Source organism: Hyalangium sp., from assembly GCF_045802625.1.
Lineage (GTDB): Bacteria > Myxococcota > Myxococcia > Myxococcales > Myxococcaceae > Hyalangium.
Genome location: NZ_JBJMQP010000160.1, coordinates 24,146 through 46,762 on the forward strand (window position 1 = coordinate 24,146; position 22,617 = coordinate 46,762).

General features: G+C 68.8%; 24 protein-coding genes. 8 read left to right on the plus strand and 16 right to left on the minus strand.

The annotated features are described in order from the left end of the window. Positions 1 to 11: 11 nt before the first annotated feature. The gene (locus ACJ8AT_RS29530; RefSeq protein ID WP_407741266.1) at positions 12 to 1,127 is read left to right on the plus strand and encodes a hypothetical protein; all 1,116 of its coding nucleotides are present in this window, start codon (positions 12 to 14) and stop codon (positions 1,125 to 1,127) included. Between the two features lie 15 nt (positions 1,128 to 1,142). Here the strand turns inward: ACJ8AT_RS29530 and ACJ8AT_RS29535 are convergent, their stop codons facing one another. Continuing rightward, positions 1,143 to 2,612 (minus strand): hypothetical protein, encoded by a 1,470-nt coding sequence (locus ACJ8AT_RS29535; protein ID WP_407741267.1) that lies wholly within the window; start codon positions 2,610 to 2,612, stop codon positions 1,143 to 1,145. 207 nt (positions 2,613 to 2,819) lie between these two features. Between ACJ8AT_RS29535 and ACJ8AT_RS29540 the strand changes: the two genes are divergently transcribed. Next, positions 2,820 to 3,293 (plus strand): cupin domain-containing protein, encoded by a 474-nt coding sequence (locus ACJ8AT_RS29540; RefSeq protein WP_407741268.1) that lies wholly within the window; start codon positions 2,820 to 2,822, stop codon positions 3,291 to 3,293. 155 nt (positions 3,294 to 3,448) lie between these two features. Here the strand turns inward: ACJ8AT_RS29540 and ACJ8AT_RS29545 are convergent, their stop codons facing one another. Next, the gene (locus ACJ8AT_RS29545; protein WP_407741269.1) at positions 3,449 to 4,474 is read right to left on the minus strand and encodes a dipeptide epimerase; all 1,026 of its coding nucleotides are present in this window, start codon (positions 4,472 to 4,474) and stop codon (positions 3,449 to 3,451) included. A gap of 100 nt (positions 4,475 to 4,574) precedes the next feature. Between ACJ8AT_RS29545 and ACJ8AT_RS29550 the strand changes: the two genes are divergently transcribed. Next, complete coding sequence (locus ACJ8AT_RS29550) at positions 4,575 to 5,822, plus strand: peptidase C39 family protein (protein WP_407741270.1); 1,248 nt, start codon at positions 4,575 to 4,577, stop codon at positions 5,820 to 5,822. A gap of 9 nt (positions 5,823 to 5,831) precedes the next feature. On the opposite strand, the gene map is transcribed toward ACJ8AT_RS29550, so the two are convergent. Together map and ACJ8AT_RS29560 are read right to left on the minus strand one after the other, a co-directional pair. Then, positions 5,832 to 6,827: a type I methionyl aminopeptidase gene (gene map, locus ACJ8AT_RS29555; RefSeq protein WP_407741271.1), complete on the minus strand. Its 996-nt coding sequence runs from the start codon at positions 6,825 to 6,827 to the stop codon at positions 5,832 to 5,834. Positions 6,828 to 6,928: 101 nt separating this feature from the next. Beyond that, positions 6,929 to 7,597 carry an START domain-containing protein gene (locus ACJ8AT_RS29560; protein ID WP_407741272.1) on the minus strand — a complete coding sequence of 223 codons (669 nt, stop codon included), beginning with the start codon at positions 7,595 to 7,597 and terminating at the stop codon, positions 6,929 to 6,931. A 202-nt stretch (positions 7,598 to 7,799) separates the two neighbouring features. Here ACJ8AT_RS29560 and ACJ8AT_RS29565 point away from each other — a divergent pair, with 202 nt between their 5' ends. After that, entirely contained in the window at positions 7,800 to 9,290 is a 1,491-nt protein-coding gene (locus ACJ8AT_RS29565; RefSeq protein WP_407741273.1) for an HAD-IG family 5'-nucleotidase, read from the plus strand. A gap of 354 nt (positions 9,291 to 9,644) precedes the next feature. On the opposite strand, the gene ACJ8AT_RS29570 is transcribed toward ACJ8AT_RS29565, so the two are convergent. Both ACJ8AT_RS29570 and ACJ8AT_RS29575 read right to left on the minus strand, forming a co-directional pair. Next, positions 9,645 to 10,286: a hypothetical protein gene (locus tag ACJ8AT_RS29570; protein WP_407741274.1), complete on the minus strand. Its 642-nt coding sequence runs from the start codon at positions 10,284 to 10,286 to the stop codon at positions 9,645 to 9,647. Positions 10,287 to 10,385: 99 nt separating this feature from the next. After that, positions 10,386 to 10,841 (minus strand): DUF2267 domain-containing protein, encoded by a 456-nt coding sequence (locus tag ACJ8AT_RS29575; protein ID WP_407741275.1) that lies wholly within the window; start codon positions 10,839 to 10,841, stop codon positions 10,386 to 10,388. A 269-nt stretch (positions 10,842 to 11,110) separates the two neighbouring features. Between ACJ8AT_RS29575 and ACJ8AT_RS29580 the strand changes: the two genes are divergently transcribed. After that, positions 11,111 to 11,635, plus strand: a complete 525-nt coding sequence (locus ACJ8AT_RS29580) for a hypothetical protein (RefSeq protein WP_407741276.1) — start codon at positions 11,111 to 11,113, stop codon at positions 11,633 to 11,635. 113 nt (positions 11,636 to 11,748) lie between these two features. Next, complete coding sequence (locus ACJ8AT_RS29585) at positions 11,749 to 12,045, plus strand: hypothetical protein (protein WP_407741277.1); 297 nt, start codon at positions 11,749 to 11,751, stop codon at positions 12,043 to 12,045. Between the two features lie 75 nt (positions 12,046 to 12,120). Here ACJ8AT_RS29585 and ACJ8AT_RS29590 read toward each other — a convergent pair whose 3' ends face one another. After that, entirely contained in the window at positions 12,121 to 12,804 is a 684-nt protein-coding gene (locus tag ACJ8AT_RS29590) for a DUF1361 domain-containing protein (protein ID WP_407741278.1), read from the minus strand. 213 nt (positions 12,805 to 13,017) lie between these two features. Between ACJ8AT_RS29590 and ACJ8AT_RS29595 the strand changes: the two genes are divergently transcribed. Together ACJ8AT_RS29595 and ACJ8AT_RS29600 are read left to right on the plus strand one after the other, a co-directional pair. Beyond that, positions 13,018 to 14,202, plus strand: a complete 1,185-nt coding sequence (locus ACJ8AT_RS29595; RefSeq protein ID WP_407741279.1) for a DNA glycosylase AlkZ-like family protein — start codon at positions 13,018 to 13,020, stop codon at positions 14,200 to 14,202. Positions 14,203 to 14,440: 238 nt separating this feature from the next. Then, complete coding sequence (locus ACJ8AT_RS29600; RefSeq protein WP_407741280.1) at positions 14,441 to 14,830, plus strand: hypothetical protein; 390 nt, start codon at positions 14,441 to 14,443, stop codon at positions 14,828 to 14,830. 1 nt (position 14,831) lies between these two features. On the opposite strand, the gene ACJ8AT_RS29605 is transcribed toward ACJ8AT_RS29600, so the two are convergent. The 9 genes from ACJ8AT_RS29605 to ACJ8AT_RS29645 all read right to left on the minus strand — a co-directional run bounded on the left by ACJ8AT_RS29605 (position 14,832) and on the right by ACJ8AT_RS29645 (position 22,504). Continuing rightward, positions 14,832 to 15,977 carry a S1 family peptidase gene (locus ACJ8AT_RS29605; protein ID WP_407741281.1) on the minus strand — a complete coding sequence of 382 codons (1,146 nt, stop codon included), beginning with the start codon at positions 15,975 to 15,977 and terminating at the stop codon, positions 14,832 to 14,834. Next, positions 15,974 to 16,546, minus strand: coding sequence for a hypothetical protein (locus ACJ8AT_RS29610; protein WP_407741282.1), 573 nt, complete (start codon positions 16,544 to 16,546; stop codon positions 15,974 to 15,976). The genes ACJ8AT_RS29605 and ACJ8AT_RS29610 overlap by 4 nt, the downstream gene beginning before the upstream one ends. Before the next feature lie 28 nt (positions 16,547 to 16,574). Next, positions 16,575 to 16,976 carry a hypothetical protein gene (locus ACJ8AT_RS29615; RefSeq protein ID WP_407741283.1) on the minus strand — a complete coding sequence of 134 codons (402 nt, stop codon included), beginning with the start codon at positions 16,974 to 16,976 and terminating at the stop codon, positions 16,575 to 16,577. 5 nt (positions 16,977 to 16,981) lie between these two features. Next, entirely contained in the window at positions 16,982 to 17,896 is a 915-nt protein-coding gene (locus ACJ8AT_RS29620; protein WP_407741284.1) for a hypothetical protein, read from the minus strand. A gap of 158 nt (positions 17,897 to 18,054) precedes the next feature. Continuing rightward, the gene (locus ACJ8AT_RS29625) at positions 18,055 to 18,405 is read right to left on the minus strand and encodes a hypothetical protein (RefSeq protein WP_407741285.1); all 351 of its coding nucleotides are present in this window, start codon (positions 18,403 to 18,405) and stop codon (positions 18,055 to 18,057) included. A gap of 155 nt (positions 18,406 to 18,560) precedes the next feature. Beyond that, positions 18,561 to 19,490 (minus strand): DUF2381 family protein, encoded by a 930-nt coding sequence (locus ACJ8AT_RS29630; RefSeq protein ID WP_407741286.1) that lies wholly within the window; start codon positions 19,488 to 19,490, stop codon positions 18,561 to 18,563. Between the two features lie 187 nt (positions 19,491 to 19,677). Beyond that, entirely contained in the window at positions 19,678 to 20,106 is a 429-nt protein-coding gene (locus ACJ8AT_RS29635) for a hypothetical protein (RefSeq protein ID WP_407741287.1), read from the minus strand. A gap of 16 nt (positions 20,107 to 20,122) precedes the next feature. Continuing rightward, a complete protein-coding gene (locus ACJ8AT_RS29640) occupies positions 20,123 to 20,947 on the minus strand; it encodes a CheR family methyltransferase (RefSeq protein WP_407741288.1) in 825 nt (274 codons plus the stop codon). A gap of 33 nt (positions 20,948 to 20,980) precedes the next feature. Then, positions 20,981 to 22,504 (minus strand): glycosyltransferase family 39 protein, encoded by a 1,524-nt coding sequence (locus ACJ8AT_RS29645; protein WP_407741289.1) that lies wholly within the window; start codon positions 22,502 to 22,504, stop codon positions 20,981 to 20,983. Positions 22,505 to 22,617 lie beyond the last annotated feature (113 nt).

A 22,617-nucleotide genomic window follows, 5' to 3' on the forward strand; every position in this document is an offset into this window, starting at 1 on the left:
AATTATCCCTGATGGCCGACTGGACCCCCAAGCCCAACCTCTCGGTGGACCTCAAGCGCCTGACCCTCAGCGCGGAGGAAGGGTTCGTCCTCTCTCGGCTGGATGGGCATACCTCCACCAGCCACCTGCCCGCCCTCACGGGGATTCCGCCAGAGCGCCTCCAGGTCATCCTCGCCCGGCTCGTGGCGCAGGGCGCCTTGCAGCCCGCTCCCGAACCCCCCAGCGCTCCGGCCCGCCCCACGCCCCCTGCCCCCCGGGCTCCCGCCCCCTCCACCGAAGTGCCCACGCTCGACGCGCGGCCCGAGGAACTCCAGCAGGACCCTCCGCACGAGCCCCTGGCCGACGGAGCCCACTCGGAGCACTCCGAGCCCGAGGGCTCCGGATCCGAGGAGGCCGACACAACCGAGGAGGAGCCCGCCGAGGCGCTGGGCAACTACCGCCAGCTCTTCGAGACCCGGCTCCACCCACTCACCGAGGACGAGCGCGCGGCCCGAGCCCACGCCGCGGAGGATCCAGAGCTGTCCGCCTTCTGTTTCGATCCGGTGCCCGCCGTCATCAAGGCCGTGATGGAGAACCCGCGCACGGGGCTGGCCCACGCGCGGCTCATCGTCCGCCACCACCGCAACCCCACGGGACTGGAGGCGGTCTGCGCGCGCGCGGCCTTCGCGGCGGACAGTGGAGTGCGGCGCTGGCTGGTGCGCAACCCGCAGCTGCCCTCGGGCCTCTTCCGCCGCCTGTGGAGCGGCCGGCGGCTGATGGAGCTGCACAAGGTGACGATCGATCGCGACATCCCCGAGGGCACCCGGCGCACGGCGCGAGAGCTGCTGCGCCAGCGCTTCAGCACCGGCCCGGCCGAGGAGAAGACGGAGCTCATCCTCAACACGGAGGGCCGCTCGCTCGTGGCGCTCACGGGGCTGGCGGTGGACGGGAAGACGGTGGCGCTGCTGTGCGGGCGCACCTACCGCTCGCCGCTGCTCATCCAGAACATCGCGCGGTGGAGCGCGGCGCCGCCAGCCCTGGTGGCCCACCTGCTCAAGCAGGAGGCCGTGCGGCGGCAGCCGCAGCTCCGGATGCTGCTGCAACGTCACCCCAACGCCCCCGCGGACGTGCGCCGCGGGGAGCATTGAGCACAGCCTCGCGGCCTACTGGCAGTCGCGCGTCTGGAAGTGGCCGAGCAGCGGGTGGCCGCCCTGCGGCACGGTGTCCGTGCTCACGAGGCACTTGCCCGCGGGCACGGTGACGGTCGCGTCCTTGCCCTGCATGGACAGCTCACCCGACACCACCTGCAGACCGCCGGGGAAGCCTGTCGCCGTGTTCGCCTGCACGGGGCGGATGCTCGGCGAGCCGCTCAGCCGCACGTGGTACGTCTGGTCCTCGTAGAACGAGGGCACCTCCGCCGTCGCGTCCGCCTTGAGCGGCGCCAGGAAGAACTGGGTGACGAGATCGAACTCGGGCAGCACGCGCACCAGCGGCAGGCCATCCGCGCCCTTGGAGAGGTTCAGGTCGAAGTGCCGGCCCGAGGCGGCGTTCAGGTCCGCGGTGAAGACCTTGGTGCCGTTGAGGCTCATGTAGCTCTGCGCATCGCCGATGCCCACGTGGGCGACGACGAAGTCATCCTGCCCCTCCTGGGCGCTGAACGCGAAGGACAGGCCGGACAGCGAGTACACCACCTGCTGGCTGGACAGCGACGAGGTGCCGCCGTACGGGCCTTTGTACTCGGTGGTGCCCAGGTTCAGGTCGAAGCTGATGCGCTTGTTGACGCCGTCCATGCGCAGCTCGGACAGCGGGTTGGCCTTGCCCGTGGAGAACGACTGGGTGGCGCCGTCCTTGTCCAGCTCTACCTGGATGGCGTCCAGCACGCCGGTGCTGAAGGTCAGGTCCTGCTCGCCGTTCTTGGTCAGCCGCAGTTCCACCTTGCCCACCATCACGCGCGGCAGCTGCTGCGCGGCGTCGGGAGACAGGAACTGGATGGCGTCCTTGCTCTGGGCCAGGTCCACGTCCACGGCCACCGTGTCCTTGCCGAAGCTCAGCACCAGCGGCTCGGTGCGCTTGGAGCTGATCTGGAAGCCCAGGTCCAGGCCGTCCTTGCCAGTGCTCGTGGCGCGGATGCGCAGCTCCAGCTGATCCACGCTCTTCACGCAGTCGGCGTCCACCGCGGCCGTGGAGTCCATCGGGGTGCAGAGGTCGTCACCGTTGATGCGGAAGATGGTGGAGTCGCCCTCGGTGGACTCGACGTTCGCCTCGATGAAGATGCGCTCGCGCAGGAACTTCTCGACCAGCGCCGCCTCGGCGTCCGCGGCCGTGGGGTCCGAGGGGATGGGGTTGCTCGGCACCGTCGTCGTGGAGCAGCCATTGGGGTCCGTGCAGGTGGACGGGCTGCCCGTCACGGGGACCTTGGCAAAGGTGCCCTGGAGGATGTCCGCCGCCGAGCCCAGGCTCTTGAAAGCGGACATGTCGCCCATCACCCGGGTGCTGGCGCTCGTGGCGCGGATCATGTCGCTGGTGCGACTGGCGGTGGTGTCAGAGACCTCCTTCGCGCTCGGGGGGCTGCTGCAGCCAATGCCGCACAGCGCCATCATCATCGTTCCGGTCAGCCAGAACTTCGTCTTCATGCCTGTCTCCTTGGTCATGCGGGGCGTGGCGACGTCAGCAAGGGCTGCGCCAACGGATGAACGGCGCAACCTCGCGAGATCCCGCGCCCCGCCCGCGACATGTTAAGGGGAGCTCTGACATTCCCGTCAGTCCAAAGGCGGGAATGTCAGGGTGATACTGGAGCGGCGCATTCGGGACATGTGCGCACCCGTGCTAAAGCCCGAGGCATGACACGACATTGGAAGCTCCTGTTGAGCGCCGCGGTGCTGGGCATCGCCGCGCTGTCCTGGGCGGGTGAGCCCGCCGCCGCGCCGCGCTATCGCGTGTCCACGAAGGAGGCCCCGCGCTACCAGATCGCGAATGGCAAGGGCTCGGCCACGCTGCTGCTCAACGCCAGCACGGGGGCCACGGCGGCCTCCATGACACTGCTGGAGCTGAACAAGGGCGCGGCGGTGCCCGAGCACGTTCACGAAGCGAGCGCGGAGATCCTCTACGTCGAGGACGGAGCCGTGGAGATGACGGTGGACGGGCAGAAGCTGCGGGTGGAGCGAGGCGACGCGGTGTACATCCCCGCGGGAGCGAAGCACTCGGCGCAGGTGGTCTCGGAGGGGACATTCCGCGCGGTGCAGGTCTACGCCGGCCCTGGCCCCGAGCAGCGCTTCACCCAGGGCCCGCGCGTGGACAAGAAGAACGGGAAGTAGGGGCGTTCGGCTCAGCCCCAGTCGAGGGGCGTGCACCAGCAGGACTACAGACGCGGACACCACGCGTCAGCGGGTCGGTAACCCTGACGAGCAACTTCGGGATCATGAGCAGCGCCTGACGAAGCTGGAGCGCAAGTACTGGATGAGCGCCGGTCTCACGCGCGAGCCACCGGCTCCACGCCCAGCCCGGGCCCGTCTCTCAACTGGATGCGCCCTTGCACCACCGGGTGTCCCCGGAACGGGTCCTCGGAGATGAGCAGGTTGCCATCCAGGTCCAACCAGTCCGCCAGAGGCCCCAGGTGCGCCGCCGCCGCGATGCCCAGCGAGGTCTCCACCATGCACCCGATCATCACCTTCAACCCACAGGCTCGGGCCACGTCGATGATGCGCAGCGTCTCTCGGATGCCTCCGGCCTTCTGCAGCTTCACGTTGATGCCGTGGAACCCCTCGGCCAGCCGCGGCACGTCCGAGGCTCGGATCAGGGACTCGTCCGCCACCAGCGGCAGGGGCGAGCGGGCCCGCAGCCACTTCGCTCCCTCCACGTCCGCCGCGGGCAGCGGCTGCTCCACCAGCTCCACGCTCTGGGTGGCCAGCCACTCGATGTGCCTGAGCGCCTCTTCTGGCTTCCACGCCTCGTTGGCATCCACTCGGATGACCTTGGTGGTGGTGGCCCTCACCGCTCCGAACACTTCACGCACGCGCTCGGCGCCGAGCTTCACCTTGAGGACTGGATAGGGCTCCGCCTCGCGTACCTTGCGCGCCAGCGTCTCCGGCTCATCGATTCCAATGGAGAAGGAAGTCACAGGCATGCGAGTGGGGTCCACGCCGAGCAGCCGGTACAGCGGCGCCCCGAGCGCCTTGCCCGCCAGATCGTGCAGCGCGATGTCCACCGCCGCCTTCGCCGCGCCGTTGCCGGGCATCGCCTCCTGCAACGCCTCCGAGACATCCCGGAACCAGCGCGGATCCCGATCGAGCACGGGCGCCAACGTTCGCAGCGCCTCCATCACCGTCTCCGCGGACTCGTGATAGCGCACGTTGGGCGCGGCCTCTCCGAACCCCACGTGCTCACCGGAGCGCAGCTCGACCAGGACGTTGCGCTTCGAGGTGCTGGTGCCTCGGGCGATGGTCCAGGCGTGGCGCAGGGGCAGCTCGACGATGCGGGGGCTCAGGGAGGGGGACATGGCGGTAGGGCGCTCCGGGTCGGTGGGCCCTCTAGCACGACTCTCCCCGCGGAGGTTCCCCATGCGGCCCCAGCCCTCGCATGCTTAGCTCCGGGGCCGCATGATTGCTCGCACAGCCCGGCTCCTGCTCCTGGTCGCGACCTGCTCGGGGATGGCCTGCGCGGGGCTGGCTCGGAACTCGGATGGCTCGAACGTGGCGATGGAGGGACCGGTGGCACGACTGTGGCGGATCAGCTCGGAGACGCGCGACTTCGAGCGCTTCTCCCGGGAGGGCACGGCGCTCGCCAGTGATGGAGCGCTGGAGCTGGACACCGCGGCCCCCACTGGCGCCACACCCTTCCCCTCCGGCAAGGAGGGCGGTCCTCCCGCCGTCACCCGCTACCGCTTCGGCACGGCCGTCCTCCCCGAGCAACCCGTCCCCACGGGCTTCGACAGCGCCGTGCCCTCGCTGGAGGCGCTCACCCCGCCGGGCACGTGGGTGCGGGTGACGCTCGCGGCGCGAGTCGGTGGCACGTGGACGAAGGACTATGACTTCGGGCCGTGGGCCACTGACAAGGCCACCGTGTCCCGGCGCAGCGTGAACGGCCAGGAGGATGCGCTGGGCAACGTCTTCACGGACACGCTCGCCCTCAAGAAGCGCGCGGACGCGGTGCGCGTGACGGTGTGGCTCTACTCCTCGCAGCCCGGAGTCACCCCGCGCCTGCGCGCCCTCGCGCTGGCCCTGAGCGACGGCGAGCGCACGGCCGTGGACGCGCCCTCGGACCGGAAGGCCTGGGGCACGGTGCTGGAGGTGCCCGGCCACTCGCAGATGATCTACCCGGGCGGCGGACCCGTGTGGTGCTCGCCCACGTCCACCACCATGCTGCTCGGCTACTGGGCTCGGAAGCTGAACCGCCCGGAGCTGGTGGAGGCCGTGCCCACCACGGCCGCCAACGTCTACGACGAAGCCTACGAAGGCACCGGCAACTGGACCTTCAACGTCGCCTACGCCGCCGCCCAGGGAGACGGCGCCCTGCATGGCCTGGTGGCGCGGCTCGACTCCTTCACCCAGGTGGAGCGGCTCATCGCCGCGGGCATCCCGGTGAGCATCAGCATCGCCTACCAGGAGGGCCAGCTCACCGGCGGCGGCGCACGGAAGACGGACGGGCACCTCATCGTCGTCAAGGGCTTCACGCCCCAGGGAGACGTGGTGGTCAATGATCCCGCCTTCCCCAGCGACGACAAGGTCGAGGCCACCTACAAACGCGACGAGCTGTGGCGCGCGTGGCGCCACTCCGGAGGAGCCGTCTACCTGCTCTGGCCCGTGGGCACTCCGCTGCCCGAGGGCGCGGTGAGCCCCGTGCCCTGAGGCGGTCCGTCAGGGCAGCGTCAGAATCTCAGCGCCCTGCTCGGTGACGAGGATGGTGTGCTCGAACTGGGCGCTGCGGCTGCCATCGGCGGTGACGGCCGTCCACCCATCGTCCCACGAGCGGTGCTGCCAGTGGCCCAGGTTGATCATCGGCTCGATGGTGAACGTCATCCCCGGCCGCATGATCATCTTGGCGTCCGGCTCGAAGTAGTGGGGGATCTGCAGCGGGCTGTGGAAGCGCTCGCCAATCCCGTGGCCGCAGTAGGCCCGCACCACGCTCATGCCGTGCTTGGTGGCGTGGCCCTCGATGGCCAGGCCGATGTCGTTGATGGGCCGGCCCGGCTTCACCGCCGCGATGCCCAGCTCCAGGCACTCGCGCGTCACCTTCACCAGGCGCTCGGAGTCCGGATCCACCTTGCCCACGAAGTACGTCGCCGAGCAGTCCCCGTGCACGCCCTCGAGGAAGATGGTGATGTCCAGGTTGACGATGTCCCCCTCTTCCAACGCCCGGCTGTCGGGGATGCCGTGGCAGATGACCTCGTTGACCGAGGTGCACAGCGACTTGGGATAGCCGTGGTAGTTGAGGGTGCTCGGGTAGCCGCCGAGCTTGATGTAGGCCTCGTGGGCGAGGCCATCCAGCTCATCGGTGGTGATGCCCGGGCGCACGGCGGCGCCGGTGAGCTCCAGCACCTGGGCGGCGGCCCTGCAGGCGCGGCGCATGCGGGCAATGACATCCGGGCTCTTCACCTCGGACAGCTCGGGCGAGCGGGCCGGGCGCCCCGTCTCCGCATAGTCCGGGCGAGGGATGTGCGCCGGGACGCTGCGCGGAGGGCTGATGGTGCCGGGGCGGATGCCGCGACGGTGAATGTCCGAGCCCTTCTTGCGGGCCTCGACGGCATCCGCGCCGCGGTGGCACTTCTTGTACTTGGAGCCGCTGCCGCACCAGCAGGGATCATTGGGCCCTGGGAGGACGGCGGGAGCCTGGCGGGCACTTTGGGTGGTCATCGCACCCGTCTATAACCCGCGAGCGCACCTGGGCGCACGGCTCTTGGAAGCGGGGAGGGCTGGAAGACACAGGCCCCCCCGCTCACCCGCTGGACGACAGTTCAGGGGGCCTTGGGAGCCGCCGGCTTGGCCTTCTTGCGCTCCTCCGCCAGCTTCTGCGCCCGCTCCTGCACCGCCTTGAGCGTGTCCAGCACACCATCCTTCTGGCCGAAGCTCGCCAGCCAGCTCGGGATGGAGCCTCCGGGATCCACCGCGAACTTGTAGACGATGTGCGTGGCGGCCTCGCCCTTGGGGGTGATCTCCCAGGTGCCCTCGTTGTACTTGAGCCGGACGATGTCCTTGCGCTCGGGCAGGGCACCCTCCACCACCTTCCAGCGCTGCACGTACTCGCCCGAGCCGTCCTCGGCCAGCTTCTTCTCGTCCGTCACCAGGATGGTGTAGTCCCGGTCATCCACCATGGGCAGATCCAACCTCGCGTACGCCACGCGCGAGCCGTCCGGGTTGGTGGACACCACCCGGGACTCCTTCACGTACGGCATCCAGAACCGGAACGAGGCCGAGTCCATCAGCGCGTTCTGGACGTCCACGGCGTTGGCCTCCACGTCCTTCTCGGCCCAGACCTCCTTGCCGTTGCCGTCCGTGCGGGCGCGCACCTTGATGACGGCCTTCTTGCTCTCCACCGTCTCCCACTCGTCGGCGGCCCGCGCCAGGCCCGAAACGAGCACCAGCGCCACGGCTCCGGTCCACCACAGCCTCTTCACCTCGAACATGCTCGTCTCCTTCGAAAATGGGGGCACGCCGCCCTCGCCCGCTCCCGCGCCATCCGGAGTGTGCGCGTGGCAACGGAGCTTAACCGCAAGCCCGGACAGGGAGGCACTGCCTGGGCCCTGGAGTGAACGGTGGTGGTGGATTGGCGGCCGGCAGACCGTCTCGTTGCTCGACATTTGAGCAGGCTCCAGGCAGGAAGCGGCCATGAGTGGCTACCTGGCAGCGCCCCCGCCCGAGCGCGGCATCTTCTGCAACCGCACCCTCAACATGCGGGCCATCAAGGCCATCGGGTACGACATGGACTACACGCTGGTCCACTACCAGGTGGAGGCGTGGGAGCGCCGCGCGTACGAGCACATCCGCGAGCGCCTGGTGGCGCAGGGCTGGCCGGTGGCCCACCTCACGTTTGATCCGCTGCTGGCCATCCGCGGGCTGGTCATCGACACCGAGAAGGGCAACCTGCTCAAGGCCAACCGCTTCGGCTTCGTGAAGAAGGCGCTGCACGGCACGCGCCCCATGGACTTCGAGGCCCAGCGCCACGAATACACCCGCACCATCATCGACTTGTCCGAGCGGCGGTGGCAGTTCCTCAACACGCTGTTCTCGCTCTCGGAGGCGTGCATCTACGCGCAGCTGGTGGACCTGCTGGACGAGGGCAAGCTGCCGGGCCCCATGGGCTACGTGGACCTGTACGCCACGGTGCGCCGCATGCTGGATGCCACGCACATGGCGGGCAAGCTCAAGGCCGAGATCATCGCCAGCCCCGAGCGCTACCTGCAGCCGGATCCGGAGACGGCCCTGGCGCTGTTGGATCAGCGCAGCGCCGGCAAGAAGCTGCTGCTCATCACCAACAGTGAGTGGACATACACGCTGCCCATCATGCACGCGGCGTTTGATCCGTACCTGCCTCGGGGGATGACGTGGCGCGGGCTGTTCGACGTGGTGATCGTCAGCGCGCGCAAGCCGGAGTTCTTCACCACGCGCGCGCCGCTGTTCGAGGTGGTGGAGACGGCGGGTGAGGCGCTGTTGCGGCCGCACTCGGGGCCGCTCAAGACGGGCACACCGTACTTCGGAGGCAGCGCGCTGGAGCTGGAGCGTCACCTGGGCATGAGCGGGGATGAGATCCTCTACGTGGGCGACCACATGTTCGGCGACGTGCACGTGACGAAGAACGTGCTGCGCTGGCGCACGGCGCTCATCCTGCGCGAGCTGGAGGAGGAGGTGCGAGCCATCGCCGCCTTCCGAGCCACCGAAGCCCGGCTGGCCGAGCGGATGGTGGTGAAGGAGCGGCTGGAGGCCGAGTCCTGTCAGGTGCGCCTGGAGCTGCAACGGAGGCGGTTGCAGTACGGCCCACGCTCGGAGGTGCCGGAGGAGCAATTGCAGGCACGGGGGGCGGCCCTGCGAACGGAGCAGGAGGCCCTGGACGCGGAGCTGGGCCCCATGGCGCGCGCGGCCGGCGAGCTCTCCAACCCACACTGGGGCCTGCTCACACGAGCGGGCAACGACAAGAGCCACCTGGCGCGGCAGGTGGAGCGCTACGCGGACATCTACACCTCGCGCGTCTCCAACTTCCTGTTCGCCACACCGTTCGTCTACCTGCGCAGCCCCCGTGGCAGCCTGCCGCACGATCCGAACGTGCCGGGCGGCACGCCGGTGTTCCCCTCCACCGACGCCACCGGCGGCTCCAATCCGTGAGGCGGGCAGCGGCGGCTCATGCGCGCCGCACGGCTGTGTGCCGCGCACGTCGAGCCTTCCGCTGAAGTTGCCGCGAGAGCTGTTTCAACTCCGTCAACCACTCCGGCCTCATTCCCTTGGGGGCATAGACGTAGCCCTCCTTCTCGAGCCGTTGATACGGTGCCCTCAGGCGATACCTGGGCGTGAAGATGCCCGTGTCCACGAGGGATTGAAGGAATTGCTTTGGGGTCATGGCCCTGAGTTCCTTCTGCATTCGCGAGAACACCTTCTCCTCAGGGAGTGGCTTGAGCCGGGGGAGCCCTCGCTTCTCCCGTCGCTTTCGGCCACGTCCTGACTGATGAGACCGCCGCGTGCTCATGGAATGAGTCCTCCTTGCCCTCGATCGAGATCGGAAGCGCGTATTGCATCGTGGAATTGTAGTATCGCGCCAACCTGTTGGGTAGGGAGAAACACACCGACGATACACGTAGGGTCGAGAATAGTGATTTGGATATGGCTCTTCGCATGAATGCCTGAGCCTTCGTAGATCGGCTCCCCCTCCACGAAGGCGCAACGAACACTGTCGAATGCAGTTCCTCGGCTCCTCATCCAGGGCAGAAACCAGTTCAACACCGCATTATCAAGGTAACGCAGCTCCCGATCCGCGGTCCTCCCACGATTCACCGGCAGGTCCAGCTTCATCGCTCGCATGTTGTCGGCGAATGCGCGGTAGGCCTGTTCCAGCTCTGTCGTCCACCGGGTGTCCAGCAGGTCGAAGCAGCGGCCGAGCTGGAGGATGGCTCCCACCACCGCGGGCCGCTTCACCTTGCCCCGCCTGCGCTGCTCCTCCGCGAACTTCAAGGCGCGGTCCGGTCCGTACTCCCAGAAGTAGATGCCCGAGCCCAGCCAATCATACGCGTTGGTGCTGGGCCTGAACGGCTCGCCTCGCAATAACCGCGCTGCCGTGGACTCGTCGCAGCCGTGATATCCAATGACCGTCCGCGCATACCGCAGCATGGTCCCCTCCCCATCCCTCACCGTTCTCTGGATGGAGAGGACCCTAGCGGGTAGGGCTGACGCTCGCTGACGTGTCACGTCGTCAGCCCGCTCCTCTTGCTAGTGCTCCAGCCGCCACAGGGCCCGCAGATCGGGCGGAAGGTTGCTCGCCACGTCCTGCGCTTCGCCCTCGCTGATCTGATCCTGGAACACGCGGAACACCAGCCGCACCAGGGACTCGGCCTCGTCCGCGGACTTGCCCAGGTCCTCCGCCACCGTCCGCAGGAACTCCTCGCGCCCGAAGCGATGCGGTCTCGCGGGCCGTTGATCCGGTGGCGGCAGGAACTCCACCAGCTTGCGCGGGAGCTGCGCCTCCAAGTCCCTTGCCTCCTCCGGGAGGATCCGCCGCTCCAGGGCACTCAAGACCGAGATCGCCGCGCACTCGGCGACCTCTGGTTCCAGCGAGCCCACCTCGCACAGATGCCGGATGAACGCGGCGTAGGTCGAACCCACATGGGACTCGTGCCGCTGCACGCGGCGCTGCATCAGCTCCTGCTCGTTCGTAGGACGTGTCATCTGCGCCTCCTCCTCTCCCTCAAGCTGCGCATGGCGCGCGGCGCCCCGCGCGAATGCCCACCCCGCGAACGGGCCACGTCGCCCTCGCCCCCTTCGCCCGTCTGATCCCACCTCCCGCCGGCCTGCTCCCATCCTCCTCGGCTCTGTCAATCCAAGGATGCGCACATCCACACACCACAATAACTACCTGGAAACACTGGCTTTATGGGTGTCTCCAGCGGGAGAGCAAGCTGCCGAGCCAGGGCTGATCCGGCCGGCATGTCGAGGCGATGTCAGACGTCCCCAGTATGAGTTGTCCCGTGAGCCGATCGAATACCGAGAGCGCGACGCAAGTCCTCGAGCAGCGCAACCTGCTGGGCGGAACCGATCTGGTCCCCGTCCTGGGAGGCCACGGCAAGCGCAAGCGCGCTCGGAAGTTCCATGTCGCCTCCGACCGGCCGCTGGGCTTCGCCAAGGCGCTGGCGCTCGTGGTGGAGCACGGACGCCAGAAGGCCAAGGAGCACGGCGTCACCTCGCTGAGCCGCTGCCCCCGGTGTGATCACATCGGCCCCACCGCCAAGGACTTCGGCTACCGCATCATCCGCGGCGAGCGCCGCCCCCAGTCCTGGTGCCGCGACTGCCGGGCCTTGAACCTGCCGTCCGCCAGCCCCGCCGCTCCGCTCAAGTGGTCCACCGGCGCCGCCCCCGAGCCCACCCCTGCTCACGGCGCTGAGGACTCGGCGGATGGCTGGCTGTTCCCGCCCGAGACGCTGCGCGCCCGGCCCCGCGACAAGGGTGGCAAGCGAGAGCGCTAGATCGCTCTCCCGGCTGCCCACCACGGGCGCATATAAGTCCCCTCGTCTCGTTCCCCGCAGGGGGTTGGAAAAGCCGTGGCGTCGTCCCTACCTCTAATCCAAGGAGGGCCACCATGGCCGTTCGGACGAAACTGGTAGGCATCAAGAACAAGCGACGCGTGGATGTGCACGCGGCGCAGCCCAGTCAACAGGCCAGCAATGGTCGCAAGACGCTGCCTCGTGACGAGGCCGCCGCGCTGCGCAGAGCGAAGGCGCTCGACCGGGTCACCCTGGGCCCTGCCGCGGAGATCCACGAGCCCAAGAGCCACCGGCGTAAGACGTCGCTCGCGGGCCGCAAGAAGGCGCCCAGCCAGATGCGCGTGAAGCGCGCGGGCGGGCCCGCCAAGCGGCTGCCCCTTCATGGTGGTTGAGGTTGCTGTCCCCCAGCGCTCGAGGCCGGTGTGCCATGTGTCCGCGGTGCAAGCCCGCGGCCCATGGCCCCGGCCTCAGGCCTGTGCATCCTCCGAGCGGCGCCAGCGGCGCAGGTGCTCGAAGGCGTAGTACGAGAGCAGCACCAGCACGGTGAAGAGCGCGGTGATGCCGAGCAGCTCCGGCTTCTCCCAGGGCTCGTGCAGGTGCGCGCCGATGGCCGAGAGCAGGGGCCGAGGTTCCGTCAGCACATCCCAGCTGTTCCAGCGCTCCACCCGGCCCAGGTAGATGCCGTAGCCGCTCAGCACGGACACCAGCGCCACGCCGGCCCAGGCGGCCGTGCGCCCCACGCGCTCCTCCAGGAGCCGCTTCCACACCTCCAGCGAGAGCAGCCCCAGCATCCACCCCGTGGCGGCGAAGAGCCCCAGCAGCGCCACGTCGAACCACCACGGAATCCCCGGCCGGATGCGCAGGTGGATGAAGTCCGTCAGCAGGTAGGGCGCGTTGGGGAAGGCGAGCAGCCACGCCACGGCCAGCGGCGCCAGTGCCCACCACCGGGCGCCCCGCTCATGGAGGAAGCCCGCCACCAGCGCCAGGCCGTAGGGCACCCACGCGAGGAAGAGGTTCCACAGCAGCCAGAGGAAACCGGGGCGCTGGAGCCACTCGAAGCGGGCCTTGAGCATGCCCACGCACACGGCGGTGCTCAGCAGCGCGGGCAGCAGGCCGTGGCGGTGGAGGAAGCGGAGAGAGCTGTGGCGCATGGCGAAGTCGCGGTGTCAGGGCCGCACGCCGTGGTCAGCCAGCCACACCGCACGGTCCAGGGTTGAAGGTGTCCACGGGCTTGTAGCCTCGGAGCCCGTGCCTCGGGATTGGAGCAAGTTCGGGGCCAGACACAAACAAGGGGTGGACTTGCCGGCCCACCCTCGCGGGGCGTGCTGTTTCCGGCGGGCCCTGGCGTATGGTGCGCCCCGAGCATGCCTCGCTCCTCGCTCCCTCCTGCCCAGACGCTGACTCCTGACGTGGCGCGGAGTTGGCTCGTCAGTCACCTGGGCCTGGCCTCCACCCGCCTTCCTTCCGGCGCCAAGGGCGCTCGCGCGCTGCTCAAGGCCCTGCGCTGCATCCAGTTGGATCCGCTGGATGTCATCGGCACCAACGCGGACTTGGTGACGCTGGCTCGCGTGGATGGGCTCGCGCGAGGAGACGTGTACCGGCACCTGATGCCCGGCCACGCCTTCGAGCACTGGGCCAAGGAGCGCTGCCTCCTCCCCGCGTCCGCCTTCCCCTACTACCGCGAGCGCATGTGGGAGACGCCGTGGTGGCGCCTGGGCACGCGCCTGGATCGCCTGCCCCCGCGGGTGCTCGAGGCCGTGCTGGAGGAGGTGGCCGCGCGAGGCCCCATCTCCGCCGCGGAGCTGACCGACCACGGCGCGGTGGAGCCCCTGGACTGGTCCGGGTGGAAGGGCACGGGCAAGGCCACCTCCATGGCGCTCGAGGTGCTGTGGACCCGCTGTCAGGTGGTCATCTGCGGCCGCGGCCCGGGAGGCAAACGCTACGACGTGCCCCACCGCGCGCTGCCGGAGGTGGCTCGCGAGCCCGTGACGGGCGGACCGGACACCTTCGCTCGCTGGGCGCTGCTGGAGCGAGTGGAGGCCGCGGGGCTGCTCTCGCGCGCGGCCGGCCCGCACTGGTCCATCCTCTCGGACGTGCGCACCACGGAGTTGCCCGACTCGCTGGTGCGCGAGGGGCTGTTGGAAGAGGTGATGCTGCCCGGCTCGCCTCGGCGCTACCTGGCTCCCGCGGGCTTCCGTGAGCGTCCCCTCACCGCGCCGGACGAGCGCATGCGCATCCTCGGTCCGCTGGATCCGCTGCTCTGGGACCGAGGGCTGGTAAAGCTGGCCTTCGGCTTCGAGTACGCGTGGGAGGTCTACAAGCCCGCGGACCAGCGCCGGTGGGGCTGGTACGTGTGTCCGCTGTTGCACCGGGGCGAGCTGGTGGGCCGGCTGGAGGCGCGCGTCGAGGAGGACGTGCTGCGCGTGGACACGCTGTGGCGCGAGAAGGGCGTGAAGCTGGACGACGCGGCGCTGGATGAGGCGCTCGCCCGTCACGCGAAGTCCTGCGGTGTCACGCGAGTCCGCCGGCCTCGGGCCCGCGTGGGCTGAGCCGCTCAGAAGCTCCAGCCCACCGCCAGCGTCGTGCGCTGGGAGAAGGTCCACCGTGGCGCCGCGGACGTGACTTCGTGTCACCCTGGGAACGGAGGCGCGGTCAATCTGTCAACGCTCGGGGCGAGCCGGCGCCCCGAGGGCAGTTGGCACCAGACATGGACTCCGGGGCCTGCTCGGTCCGCTGCCCCCTGGCACCTCCTGCGAGCCATCCCTACCTGAGTCACTGGGAGGTTCCATGCCAGAGAAGACACCAGCGTTTCGCGCGAAGGCGGCCAAGAAGAAGGGCACGACGATGGCGCTCAAGGCCTCGGATGTTCACGCGGCCGAGGGCATGAGCACGCACAGGGCCAAGAAGCAGGGCGGCCGCGACGAGGGCGAGGTGGGGTTCGCTGACCGCAACGTCAGCCCTCGCAAGCCACCCGGACGCGGGCTCACCGCCAAGAGCCGCAAGCTGCCCCTGCCCGAGACGGGCAGCAGCACCTCGCGCCGCAAGACGATTCCGGCGGAGGCCGCCGCGGGCTACCGCAAGGAAGGGACTCGCAAGAGGACCACGGGCCGGGGCGATGTGACGCCGCTCAAGGCGGGCAAGGTGCTCACCCGTCAGAAGCGCAAGAACCCGCGGTAGCTCACCGGCGGCGGCGGAGCCGTGTCATCCGCGGCACCCACGCGAGCAGTCCGAAGAGGGCTGCTCCCGGGGCGCTCGCGCAGCCTCCCGCGTTCGAGGGAGGCGCGCTGTCACAGGGCCTGAAGCAGCGGCACGCTTCATCACCCTCGGGCTCGAGCCGCGCGCACAGTCCCCCGGCACCGCACGAGGCGTCGTCCGCGCAGGGCGCGCCGTAGTCTCCCTGTTGCAGCGCTGGGAGGAGACATCGCTTGGGTGCGCCCTCCACGGCGTCACACGTCAGCCCCGAGGGACAGTCCGCATCCCGCTCGCACGTCTCCTGGCAGAGGTCCTCGGGCGCCAGGGTGGGTCCAGTGGGCGCGGGAGACTCGGAGAGGAATGGCTGGAGGAAGGTGTCTCGCAGCGCCTCCACGCGCACGTTGACGGCCACCGTGCGGCAGGCCACGTCCCCGCTCACGGTGATGCCGGCGAGCACCTCGCGCGTGCCGTCATTCACCAGCACCGGCCCACCGCTATCTCCCACGCAGCTCATCCCGGGTGAGGGACCCGCGCGGAAGAAATTCTCGGCCACCTCGAGGACGGAGAGCATTCCCTGGCGGCGTCGGCCCGAGGGAGCGCTGGGGTCCTTCGTGTCTCCAAAGCCGAGAACCCGGACGGTGCTCCCAGGGGCGAGCGCGAGGCTCGCGGATCCGGGCAGCGGGAGCGGGGGCACCTCCACGGGCGTCGCGAGCCTCAGCAGCGCCGCGTCGAAGGCATGGGTCTCGGGCACGTAGTCCGGGTGACGCACCGCACGAGCCACCCGGACGAAGCGGCCCTGGGGTTCGGGCAGGAGCACCGCGCCGAAGAAGACTTCATACGGCCCCTCGGGACCGAAGACGTTCAGGCAGTGGGCCGCCGTGAGCACCACGTCCGGCGCGATGAGCACCCCGGAGCACAGCAGCGTCAGCGACTCTCCCGAGCAGCGCGTCCGCCGCGCCACGAGCGCCACCGCCGCCGCGTCTGCCGGCGCGTCCGTGCCGTTCACCACCCGCTGCGTCACCGTGACGGGGGCCGGGCCTTCCTCCGTGGGCGTACACCCCGCGGCGCCCAGCGCCAGCAGCCACCCGCCCACCACGCCGCGACGCGAGAGCGCGAGCAGACGCACCGTCATTGCTCGGGCGGCTCGCTCTTGGCCTGATCCGAGAGCTTCTGGAGCTCCTCATGGAGGCTCTTCAGCCGCTCCTGGTGGCGGTGGATGAGCGTGTCCAGGCGCTGGCGCTCGGCCTCGTCTCCATGCGCCTTCGCCGCATCCCGGTCCTGCTCCAACCGCTCCACGTCCCGCGTCAGCAGCGTGGTGATGCGCTCCGTCTTGCCCAGCTTCCACCGCGCCGTCTGGGGCTTCTCCGGCAGGATCGGATCATTCACCTGCGGCGACGGGTTGGACACCTCCGGCTCGGGCACCACATCCCCAGGGCCGATGGGCACGACCGTGGCCCGCCCAGGCTGCTCGGGCGTGGACGCGGCGGCCACCGGAGCAGGGGGGCCCGGCACGGGCTGTCGCGCGGGAGCTCCGGGCCTGCGAGGCTCGGGCGTCGCCGTGGCCACGGGAGCCAGGGTGGGCACAGGCGCTGGCGGTGCCGGCGGAGCGGACGGCGCGGGCCAGAACATCACTCCGAGCACGGCCACGGCGAGCACCACGGCACCCGCGAGCGGCAGAACGAGACGGTTCGAGACTTTCATGGGGAACGCCCGAGAGCCTACTCCAGACTCACAGCCGGAGCTTCCAGCCACCGTTCTGGTGCTCGACGCGCAGGATGACCGGGGCGTCCCGGACGACGCCATCCCGGGCCAGCTTCGCGTGGACGAGCACCGCCTCGGGATCTCTCCCGTCCACCTTCGCGTCCACGATGTCCACGAGCTGCATTCCATGCTCCAGCAGCTCGCGCACCGTGTCCTCGCACGGCTTGGCGCTCCCACCCGTGGCCAGCATCGGCCCGAGCGTCTTGCAATCCCCCGCGGGCAGCTCGGTAAAGAAGGCGCGCACGGACTCCTGCGCGGCCTCCTTCTTCTTCGCCTCGGGGGAGGAGCAGGCAAGCGCGGCGAGCGCCCACAGCAGACCGCAGGCCCTCGCTGCCCTCACCGCGCTCCCAAGCCGTGCAGAGCGAGCCATGTCCCTCAGTAGCAGTTGGGAGCGAGCAGCTCGTCGTCGCTGGCGGCGGTGAACTGGTCGTCGCAGTAGGCGCTGGCCAGCGCGTGGCCGTTGCGCACGCAGCCGTCGTGGTTGGTGGCGTCCAGCGTGTACTGGGTGTCACCGCCGCAGCCGCTGCCGCAGCGGCCCCAGCAGATGCCCATCACCTTGGGGCGGCTCCAGTGGTCCGGCTCGCCGCACACCCACGTGCTGCCGTTCATGTAGTACTCGTCCCCGCTGCACGAGGTGTGGTCGCCGAGCTGGGCGATCTGCTGGTTGACCGCGAGCTCAAAGCCGCCGTGCTGGCAGTCGTGCTTGGCGTACGAGTACCAATTGTAGGAGCCGCCACAGCTGCCCGTCCACGCGCCGTTGCACTTGGCGTAGCTGCACAGCATGGTGTAGCCGCGGCCCTGCTCGCCCATCACCGTGCGCTGCATCTGCACGGTATCGGGGTGCTCGGCCCACAGGCCCACCGCGCGCCGCAGGTACTTCGACTCGGGCGTGGCCGAATCACTGAAGGGCAGCTCCGCGTTGAGCGCCGCGTAGAGCGCGGACACCACCTCGCGGTCCGGGTCCGTCATCTGCGTGTCCTGGCCGTTCGCCTCGGCGAAGCCATCCAGCGTGGACACGCCGTTGTCCGCGTCCACCAGGCCCGTGAGCGTCATCCCGTTGAACCGGACCTCGACGCGGAACACGCCCTGCTCCACCTGGCGCGAGGAGAACTTCACCTCGGCGCTGCCCTGGCTCTGCCCGGTGACGAAGGTGCCTTGCGTCACGCCCTGCTCCACCGCGAGCGACAGCCCCTCCGTGGGCTGCGTGGCACCCGGCTCGGCGGACGTGCCGCTGGGGTTTCCACACGCGAACAACACCACTGCCGCCACTGCTCCCAGAATCTTCCGCATACGACGAGACCTCCCGGCCCAGGCGCTCTCTCGGCTTTCGAGAAAGTGCGGGACTCCTCGTGTAACGGATTTGTCACGAGTCGTACAAGAGGTGAAACACCAACGCACCGCATCATTCAGGTGAAGCACCACGGCATGGGATGGCCGGGAAGGGGGGCTCACCGGAACGAGTCAACGATGGTGACTCCTGAGCCGGAGAACTGGAGGATCGCCATCCCAGGCTTTGATCCCGGAAGCTTGCGGAGTTGGTTCTCACTCAAGCGGGCCACCGCGCAGATCGGTAGCTTCTCTCTGCCGGGAGGGTCGGCCTCATAGTACCGGATGACGACCTGTGGACCACTCGTCCAGACCTGACCGTAGAGGCGAGTGGTGGCTTCGAGTGTGCCAAAGTCCTTCCAGAGGACGCTCTCAATCGGCCCATCATAGACCGTGATGGGACTCGAATTGATCTGGTTCGCGTCGAGTTCCACCAACGATGTATCTCCCACCTCCAGTCCCATCGCCCGCATGGCCAGCTTCGCCTCCTTCGAGCATTCTTGAGGACCTGGGGAACCGTCTGGTCGCAACGCTACGCCACCGCTGGTCGTGGTGCAGCCGGACGACGTACAGAGTAGGATCACAAACCCGACGAGAAGCGCTTGAGCGGTGGACATGAGCCGCACTCTTACTTCCGAACAAGCCTGTGATCCACGTTCACCACCACCTGCCGCAACCCGTCTTGCCGGAAGATCTCCAGGGCCAAGTCCCGAAGGCCCTCCTTTGATTCAAAGGCACTCTGGTCCATCACGACCGCAATCGTCCCTGATTGACCGGGGACGATCTCAGCGCGGTCCATGCGGAGCGCGAAGGGCAGAGAATTGGAGGAGTGAAGGTCAGCGATCAGCCGAGCATCCCTGAACCGCCAGGGTTCGTCGCTGAAGATGTTTTTCAAGCGGACCACGACCGCTGCCTTCCCTGGCCCCGAGAAGGTCTCGACCACGATGTCCATGTCCGAGTCCTTCAGGAACGCCACTTTGTCGCTGTGAAACGGCGTCTTCTTCTCTTGGCCCTTGGCAAGCAGCGTCGCCAAGGCGTGATCGACCGAGGTCTCTTCCTGCTTGAGCCTCTCGTTCTCCTCGCGCAACTCGCGTTCCCGCTTCAGCGAGTCGTTCAGGGACGAGAGCACCGCGTTGTAGCCCTCACGGTCCTTGAAGACGTTGACCTGATGGTCGGTCCATCCCCATTTCTCCAAGCTCTGCGGCTTCACGATGAACGGGATCTCGGTCCCGTCTACGAGCGTAACGAGCAGGGGAACCGCCTCATCGCGGTTGAGATCCCGGATCGGCACGATGACCACCACCTTGCTCCCCACAACCAGGGGCTCGAACCGCCCCTCCCATCCCAGGAGCTTCGTCTGCGTCGGGTCAACGCCCTTCTCGAAGCGGAGGACGGTCGCGATCTGCCCGGACACGTAGACGCTGCTCGTAGAGATGCCGGGATGGTCCGAGATCATCTCGTTTCGGATGACGATCTTCTCATGGGAGTCACTGGCCAGGACCGCCGAGGACACGAGAACGGCAAGCAGAACTGACCGGCATGGCAGGAAGTCGCGCATCGCCCACCCAACCTAGCAGGAAGGGCAGCAGGCGTACAACCTCTGAGGCTGTCGCCGGGCGACTTAAACTGCTGACGGCGGTCCGTGTCGGCAGCGCCCTCGCCGAACCTGTCTGACAACATGACAGGTTTGGCCCGAGCGCGGCGTCGTCGTGCCCTCGATCCGGCCTCGTCTCGATCGTCCGCGTTCATAACTCGCTGAGAATCTGACCACGCCCGTCGATCGCATAGGTGGCTCCCGCATCCATGATGGGAGCCTCAAGTTCAATGCCACATCTGGAAAACCTGGGAAGGAAGCTGACAAAATAGAGATCATCATTGGCCTTCAACACCGTGACGTCATACGTATCCCGTCGTGCGAGACAGCGCGCCAGTTTCTCGTCACGAGCCGTCGCCGTGACGCCCGGCGGCATGAACTCATTCCTGGCCACCTCGAGAGCCGCCATCGTGGGACCATCCAGGTGGATGCCACTCTCGTATGAGTTCGGAAATACGACCTTCTCGGCCTCCGCGGGCGGTGCTCGCTCCGCCCTGTTGATCTTGTAGTATCCCAAACGCGCACAACCGCTCAGCAGAGCGACACAGCCGATGCTCACCAGGAAGGAAAGGATTCTCATATCAAGGTAACCAATCTCAGCCTGCCGGAGCGCGGAAGATGGGCAGGGCTCCGGCGGGCTGTTCGAGTCCGGTGGGGCCTTCGGGCAGGGACTCGTGTGCGCCGATGACGAGCAGCCCGCCGGGGACGAGCCGCTCCTTGAGGCGCGTGAGCACCTCGTGCTGGAGCGGCCGGGCGAAGTACGTGAAGGCCACGTTGCGGCAGAGCACGAGGTGGAACGGGCCGGGAGGCAGCTCCGCGCGCAGATCCTGGCAACGAAAGGTGAGGTCCTCTCGGAGCTCGGGCGCCAGGCACTGCTCTCCCTCCGCCGTGAGGGTGAAGGCTCGCGAGGCCCACTCCGGTGGGAGCTCGCGCAGGGTTCCCGGCGGGTAGCAGCCCCGGCGAGCCCGGTTGAGCAAGGCTTCATCCGCGTCGGTGGCCAGCAACTCCAGCCCCATTCCAGGAAAGGCCGGCGCGAGCCCAAGCCGGAAGAGCACCGCCACGGTGTAGGGCTCCTCGCCCGAGGCACACCCGGCGCTCCAGACACGGAACACGGTCTCACCCCGGGCCCGCGCGTCGCGCAGGAGCGCGGGCAGGAGGCCCTCCCGCAGCACATCGAAGACGTGCCGGTCCCGATAGAAGCGGGAGATGGTGACGCGGCAGAGCGAGTCGAGCACCGCCCACTCGGCCTCATCCGCCTCCAGGCGTGCGCGGTAGGCCGCGGCGCCCTCCAGCCCGAGCGCCTTCACACGGCGACCGATGCGCTTGCACACCTGCCCGCGCACCCGGCGAAAACCCTCCCACCGCAGGCGCAGGCGAGCTGCGGCCCACTGCAGCAGCTCCACGCACTCGCGATCCATCATGGCCTGCGCCTCGGGCTCATGCCTCGGATCCTCTCAGTGCGAGACCTGCTCCCAGAGATCTGGCCCCACCTCTCCCACCGCCGGGTAGCGCCGGACGAAGTGCGCGTGGAGCCACTGCTTGCTCTCATCGGAGAGCTGCATCTCCCCGCGCCACCCCACCACCACGAAGTCGCACTTGGCCAGCAGCTCGCGGAGGGTCTTCTGCGAAGCCTCCGTGCGGAAGACCTCCTGCGTCTGGGTGAAGGCCGCGCCCGACATCAGCCCTTCCCGCACCATCACCGCGTAGGGATCCACCACCAGCGGCGCGCCCGGGATGACGGGTGGCAGGCGCCCCGCGGCGAGCCCCAGATGTGGCTCGAACGCGAAGAGCTGCTTGCTCCGGGGGACAGCCTCTCGGATGTAGCGCCCCATCGCCACCTGCTCGGGCGCCTTCAGGCGCAGCCCTCCCCGCAGATACTCCACCGTGGGCAGCACCACGGCGACGGCCAGCAGCACGGCCACGAACGATGCCAGGCTCGGAAGCCAGGACTCGACCCACTGGTAGAGGGCCGCGGCTCCCATCCCCGCGAGGATCGACTCCGAGGCGGCCAGGTAGGTGTTGTATTGGCTCCAGTAGCTCGGGGTGCTGAGGAACGCGGTGATCGTCAGGATGTACGCCACGGCCAGCAGCCGCTCGCCGGGCCGGGTCGGCTCGGCGGTCCGGAACGCGCGCACCGCCACCAGGATGAGCCCCAGCAACGACAGCCCCATGCCCACCATCCGGCGCTCATGGAAGAGCTCATGCAGCCGGCCCAACTGGCTCAGGTCGCCATCCGCGGGGCGCATCGCATGGAAGAGGAAGACCTGGGAGAAGAACTCCGAAGGCGCCTGCAGGGCGAAGGGCCCCACGAGCAGCGCCAGCGTCCCCGCCACCGTGAGCACGAGGCCCAGGTGAGCCCTCCAGTCAGGCCACGGCGTGCGCGCCAGCAGCGCGGCGACCAGCCAGATTCCCCCCAGCACCTTCACCGAGATGGCCAGCCCGAAGAACACCCCCGCCAGGAGCCACTTCGGCTCCTCCCGTCCCGCACGCGGCTCCGCGAGCCAGGCATTCGCCGCGGCCAGACACGCGAGGTTGAGCAGGGGCTCCAGGAAGGGGCCTCGCTCGACGAGGACGGCCTCCGGATAGGTGGCGTAGACGAGCGCCGCCACGATGCCCGCCACCGGGCCCCACACGCGCATGGCGACCCGGCCCGCCAGCAGCACGCTGAGCGCGCCGCAGACCGTGGCCATCCACCGGGCCAGGGCAAAGCCGCTGTCGACGCTCGTCCACGAGCCATACAGGGCCGCCGGCCCCCAGAGCCATATGGAGCCGGGGGGGTGGACGAAGACGAAGTCCCGGTACGGCCAGTGCCCCCGGAAGAAGAGCGACGCGGCGGAGAAGTAGACGCCCTCGTCATAGTCGACGGGATAGGCGAAGGCGCCGCCCGGCCTCAGGAGCGGAAGCAGGCGCAGCACCCCAGCCGCCACCGCCACGAGCGCCACCACCCACACCCATCGTCGTTCCCAGCCACGCTCCATCGCCGATGGACGGTATCCACGGATGGGGGCAAGTCACAAGGACGCTCCCCGTCCCATGCGGCGCAGCCACCCGAGCTTCAGCGGAGTTCCGCCAGCAGCGCCCTTGGCGCGGG

Excerpts from the sequence above, each read along its gene's own strand:
- ACJ8AT_RS29530 (WP_407741266.1), top strand. The coding sequence starts at position 12 with ATGGCCGACTGGACCCCCAAGCCCAACCTCTCGGTGGACCTCAAGCGC.
- ACJ8AT_RS29610 (WP_407741282.1), bottom strand. The coding sequence starts at position 16,546 with ATGAAAGTCTCGAACCGTCTCGTTCTGCCGCTCGCGGGTGCCGTGGTG.
- ACJ8AT_RS29590 (WP_407741278.1), bottom strand. The coding sequence starts at position 12,804 with ATGCGCCACAGCTCTCTCCGCTTCCTCCACCGCCACGGCCTGCTGCCC.
- ACJ8AT_RS29635 (WP_407741287.1), bottom strand. The coding sequence starts at position 20,106 with ATGAGAATCCTTTCCTTCCTGGTGAGCATCGGCTGTGTCGCTCTGCTG.
- ACJ8AT_RS29645 (WP_407741289.1), bottom strand. The coding sequence starts at position 22,504 with ATGGAGCGTGGCTGGGAACGACGATGGGTGTGGGTGGTGGCGCTCGTG.
- ACJ8AT_RS29535 (WP_407741267.1), bottom strand. The coding sequence starts at position 2,612 with ATGAAGACGAAGTTCTGGCTGACCGGAACGATGATGATGGCGCTGTGC.
- ACJ8AT_RS29605 (WP_407741281.1), bottom strand. The coding sequence starts at position 15,977 with ATGACGGTGCGTCTGCTCGCGCTCTCGCGTCGCGGCGTGGTGGGCGGG.
- ACJ8AT_RS29560 (WP_407741272.1), bottom strand. The coding sequence starts at position 7,597 with ATGTTCGAGGTGAAGAGGCTGTGGTGGACCGGAGCCGTGGCGCTGGTG.
- ACJ8AT_RS29630 (WP_407741286.1), bottom strand. The coding sequence starts at position 19,490 with ATGCGCGACTTCCTGCCATGCCGGTCAGTTCTGCTTGCCGTTCTCGTG.
- map (WP_407741271.1), bottom strand. The coding sequence starts at position 6,827 with ATGACCACCCAAAGTGCCCGCCAGGCTCCCGCCGTCCTCCCAGGGCCC.
- ACJ8AT_RS29640 (WP_407741288.1), bottom strand. The coding sequence starts at position 20,947 with ATGATGGATCGCGAGTGCGTGGAGCTGCTGCAGTGGGCCGCAGCTCGC.
- ACJ8AT_RS29565 (WP_407741273.1), top strand. The coding sequence starts at position 7,800 with ATGAGTGGCTACCTGGCAGCGCCCCCGCCCGAGCGCGGCATCTTCTGC.
- ACJ8AT_RS29545 (WP_407741269.1), bottom strand. The coding sequence starts at position 4,474 with ATGTCCCCCTCCCTGAGCCCCCGCATCGTCGAGCTGCCCCTGCGCCAC.
- ACJ8AT_RS29620 (WP_407741284.1), bottom strand. The coding sequence starts at position 17,896 with ATGCGGAAGATTCTGGGAGCAGTGGCGGCAGTGGTGTTGTTCGCGTGT.
- ACJ8AT_RS29540 (WP_407741268.1), top strand. The coding sequence starts at position 2,820 with ATGACACGACATTGGAAGCTCCTGTTGAGCGCCGCGGTGCTGGGCATC.
- ACJ8AT_RS29575 (WP_407741275.1), bottom strand. The coding sequence starts at position 10,841 with ATGACACGTCCTACGAACGAGCAGGAGCTGATGCAGCGCCGCGTGCAG.
- ACJ8AT_RS29580 (WP_407741276.1), top strand. The coding sequence starts at position 11,111 with ATGTCAGACGTCCCCAGTATGAGTTGTCCCGTGAGCCGATCGAATACC.
- ACJ8AT_RS29615 (WP_407741283.1), bottom strand. The coding sequence starts at position 16,976 with ATGGCTCGCTCTGCACGGCTTGGGAGCGCGGTGAGGGCAGCGAGGGCC.
- ACJ8AT_RS29550 (WP_407741270.1), top strand. The coding sequence starts at position 4,575 with ATGATTGCTCGCACAGCCCGGCTCCTGCTCCTGGTCGCGACCTGCTCG.
- ACJ8AT_RS29600 (WP_407741280.1), top strand. The coding sequence starts at position 14,441 with ATGCCAGAGAAGACACCAGCGTTTCGCGCGAAGGCGGCCAAGAAGAAG.
- ACJ8AT_RS29570 (WP_407741274.1), bottom strand. The coding sequence starts at position 10,286 with ATGCTGCGGTATGCGCGGACGGTCATTGGATATCACGGCTGCGACGAG.
- ACJ8AT_RS29585 (WP_407741277.1), top strand. The coding sequence starts at position 11,749 with ATGGCCGTTCGGACGAAACTGGTAGGCATCAAGAACAAGCGACGCGTG.
- ACJ8AT_RS29625 (WP_407741285.1), bottom strand. The coding sequence starts at position 18,405 with ATGCGGGCGATGGGACTGGAGGTGGGAGATACATCGTTGGTGGAACTC.
- ACJ8AT_RS29595 (WP_407741279.1), top strand. The coding sequence starts at position 13,018 with ATGCCTCGCTCCTCGCTCCCTCCTGCCCAGACGCTGACTCCTGACGTG.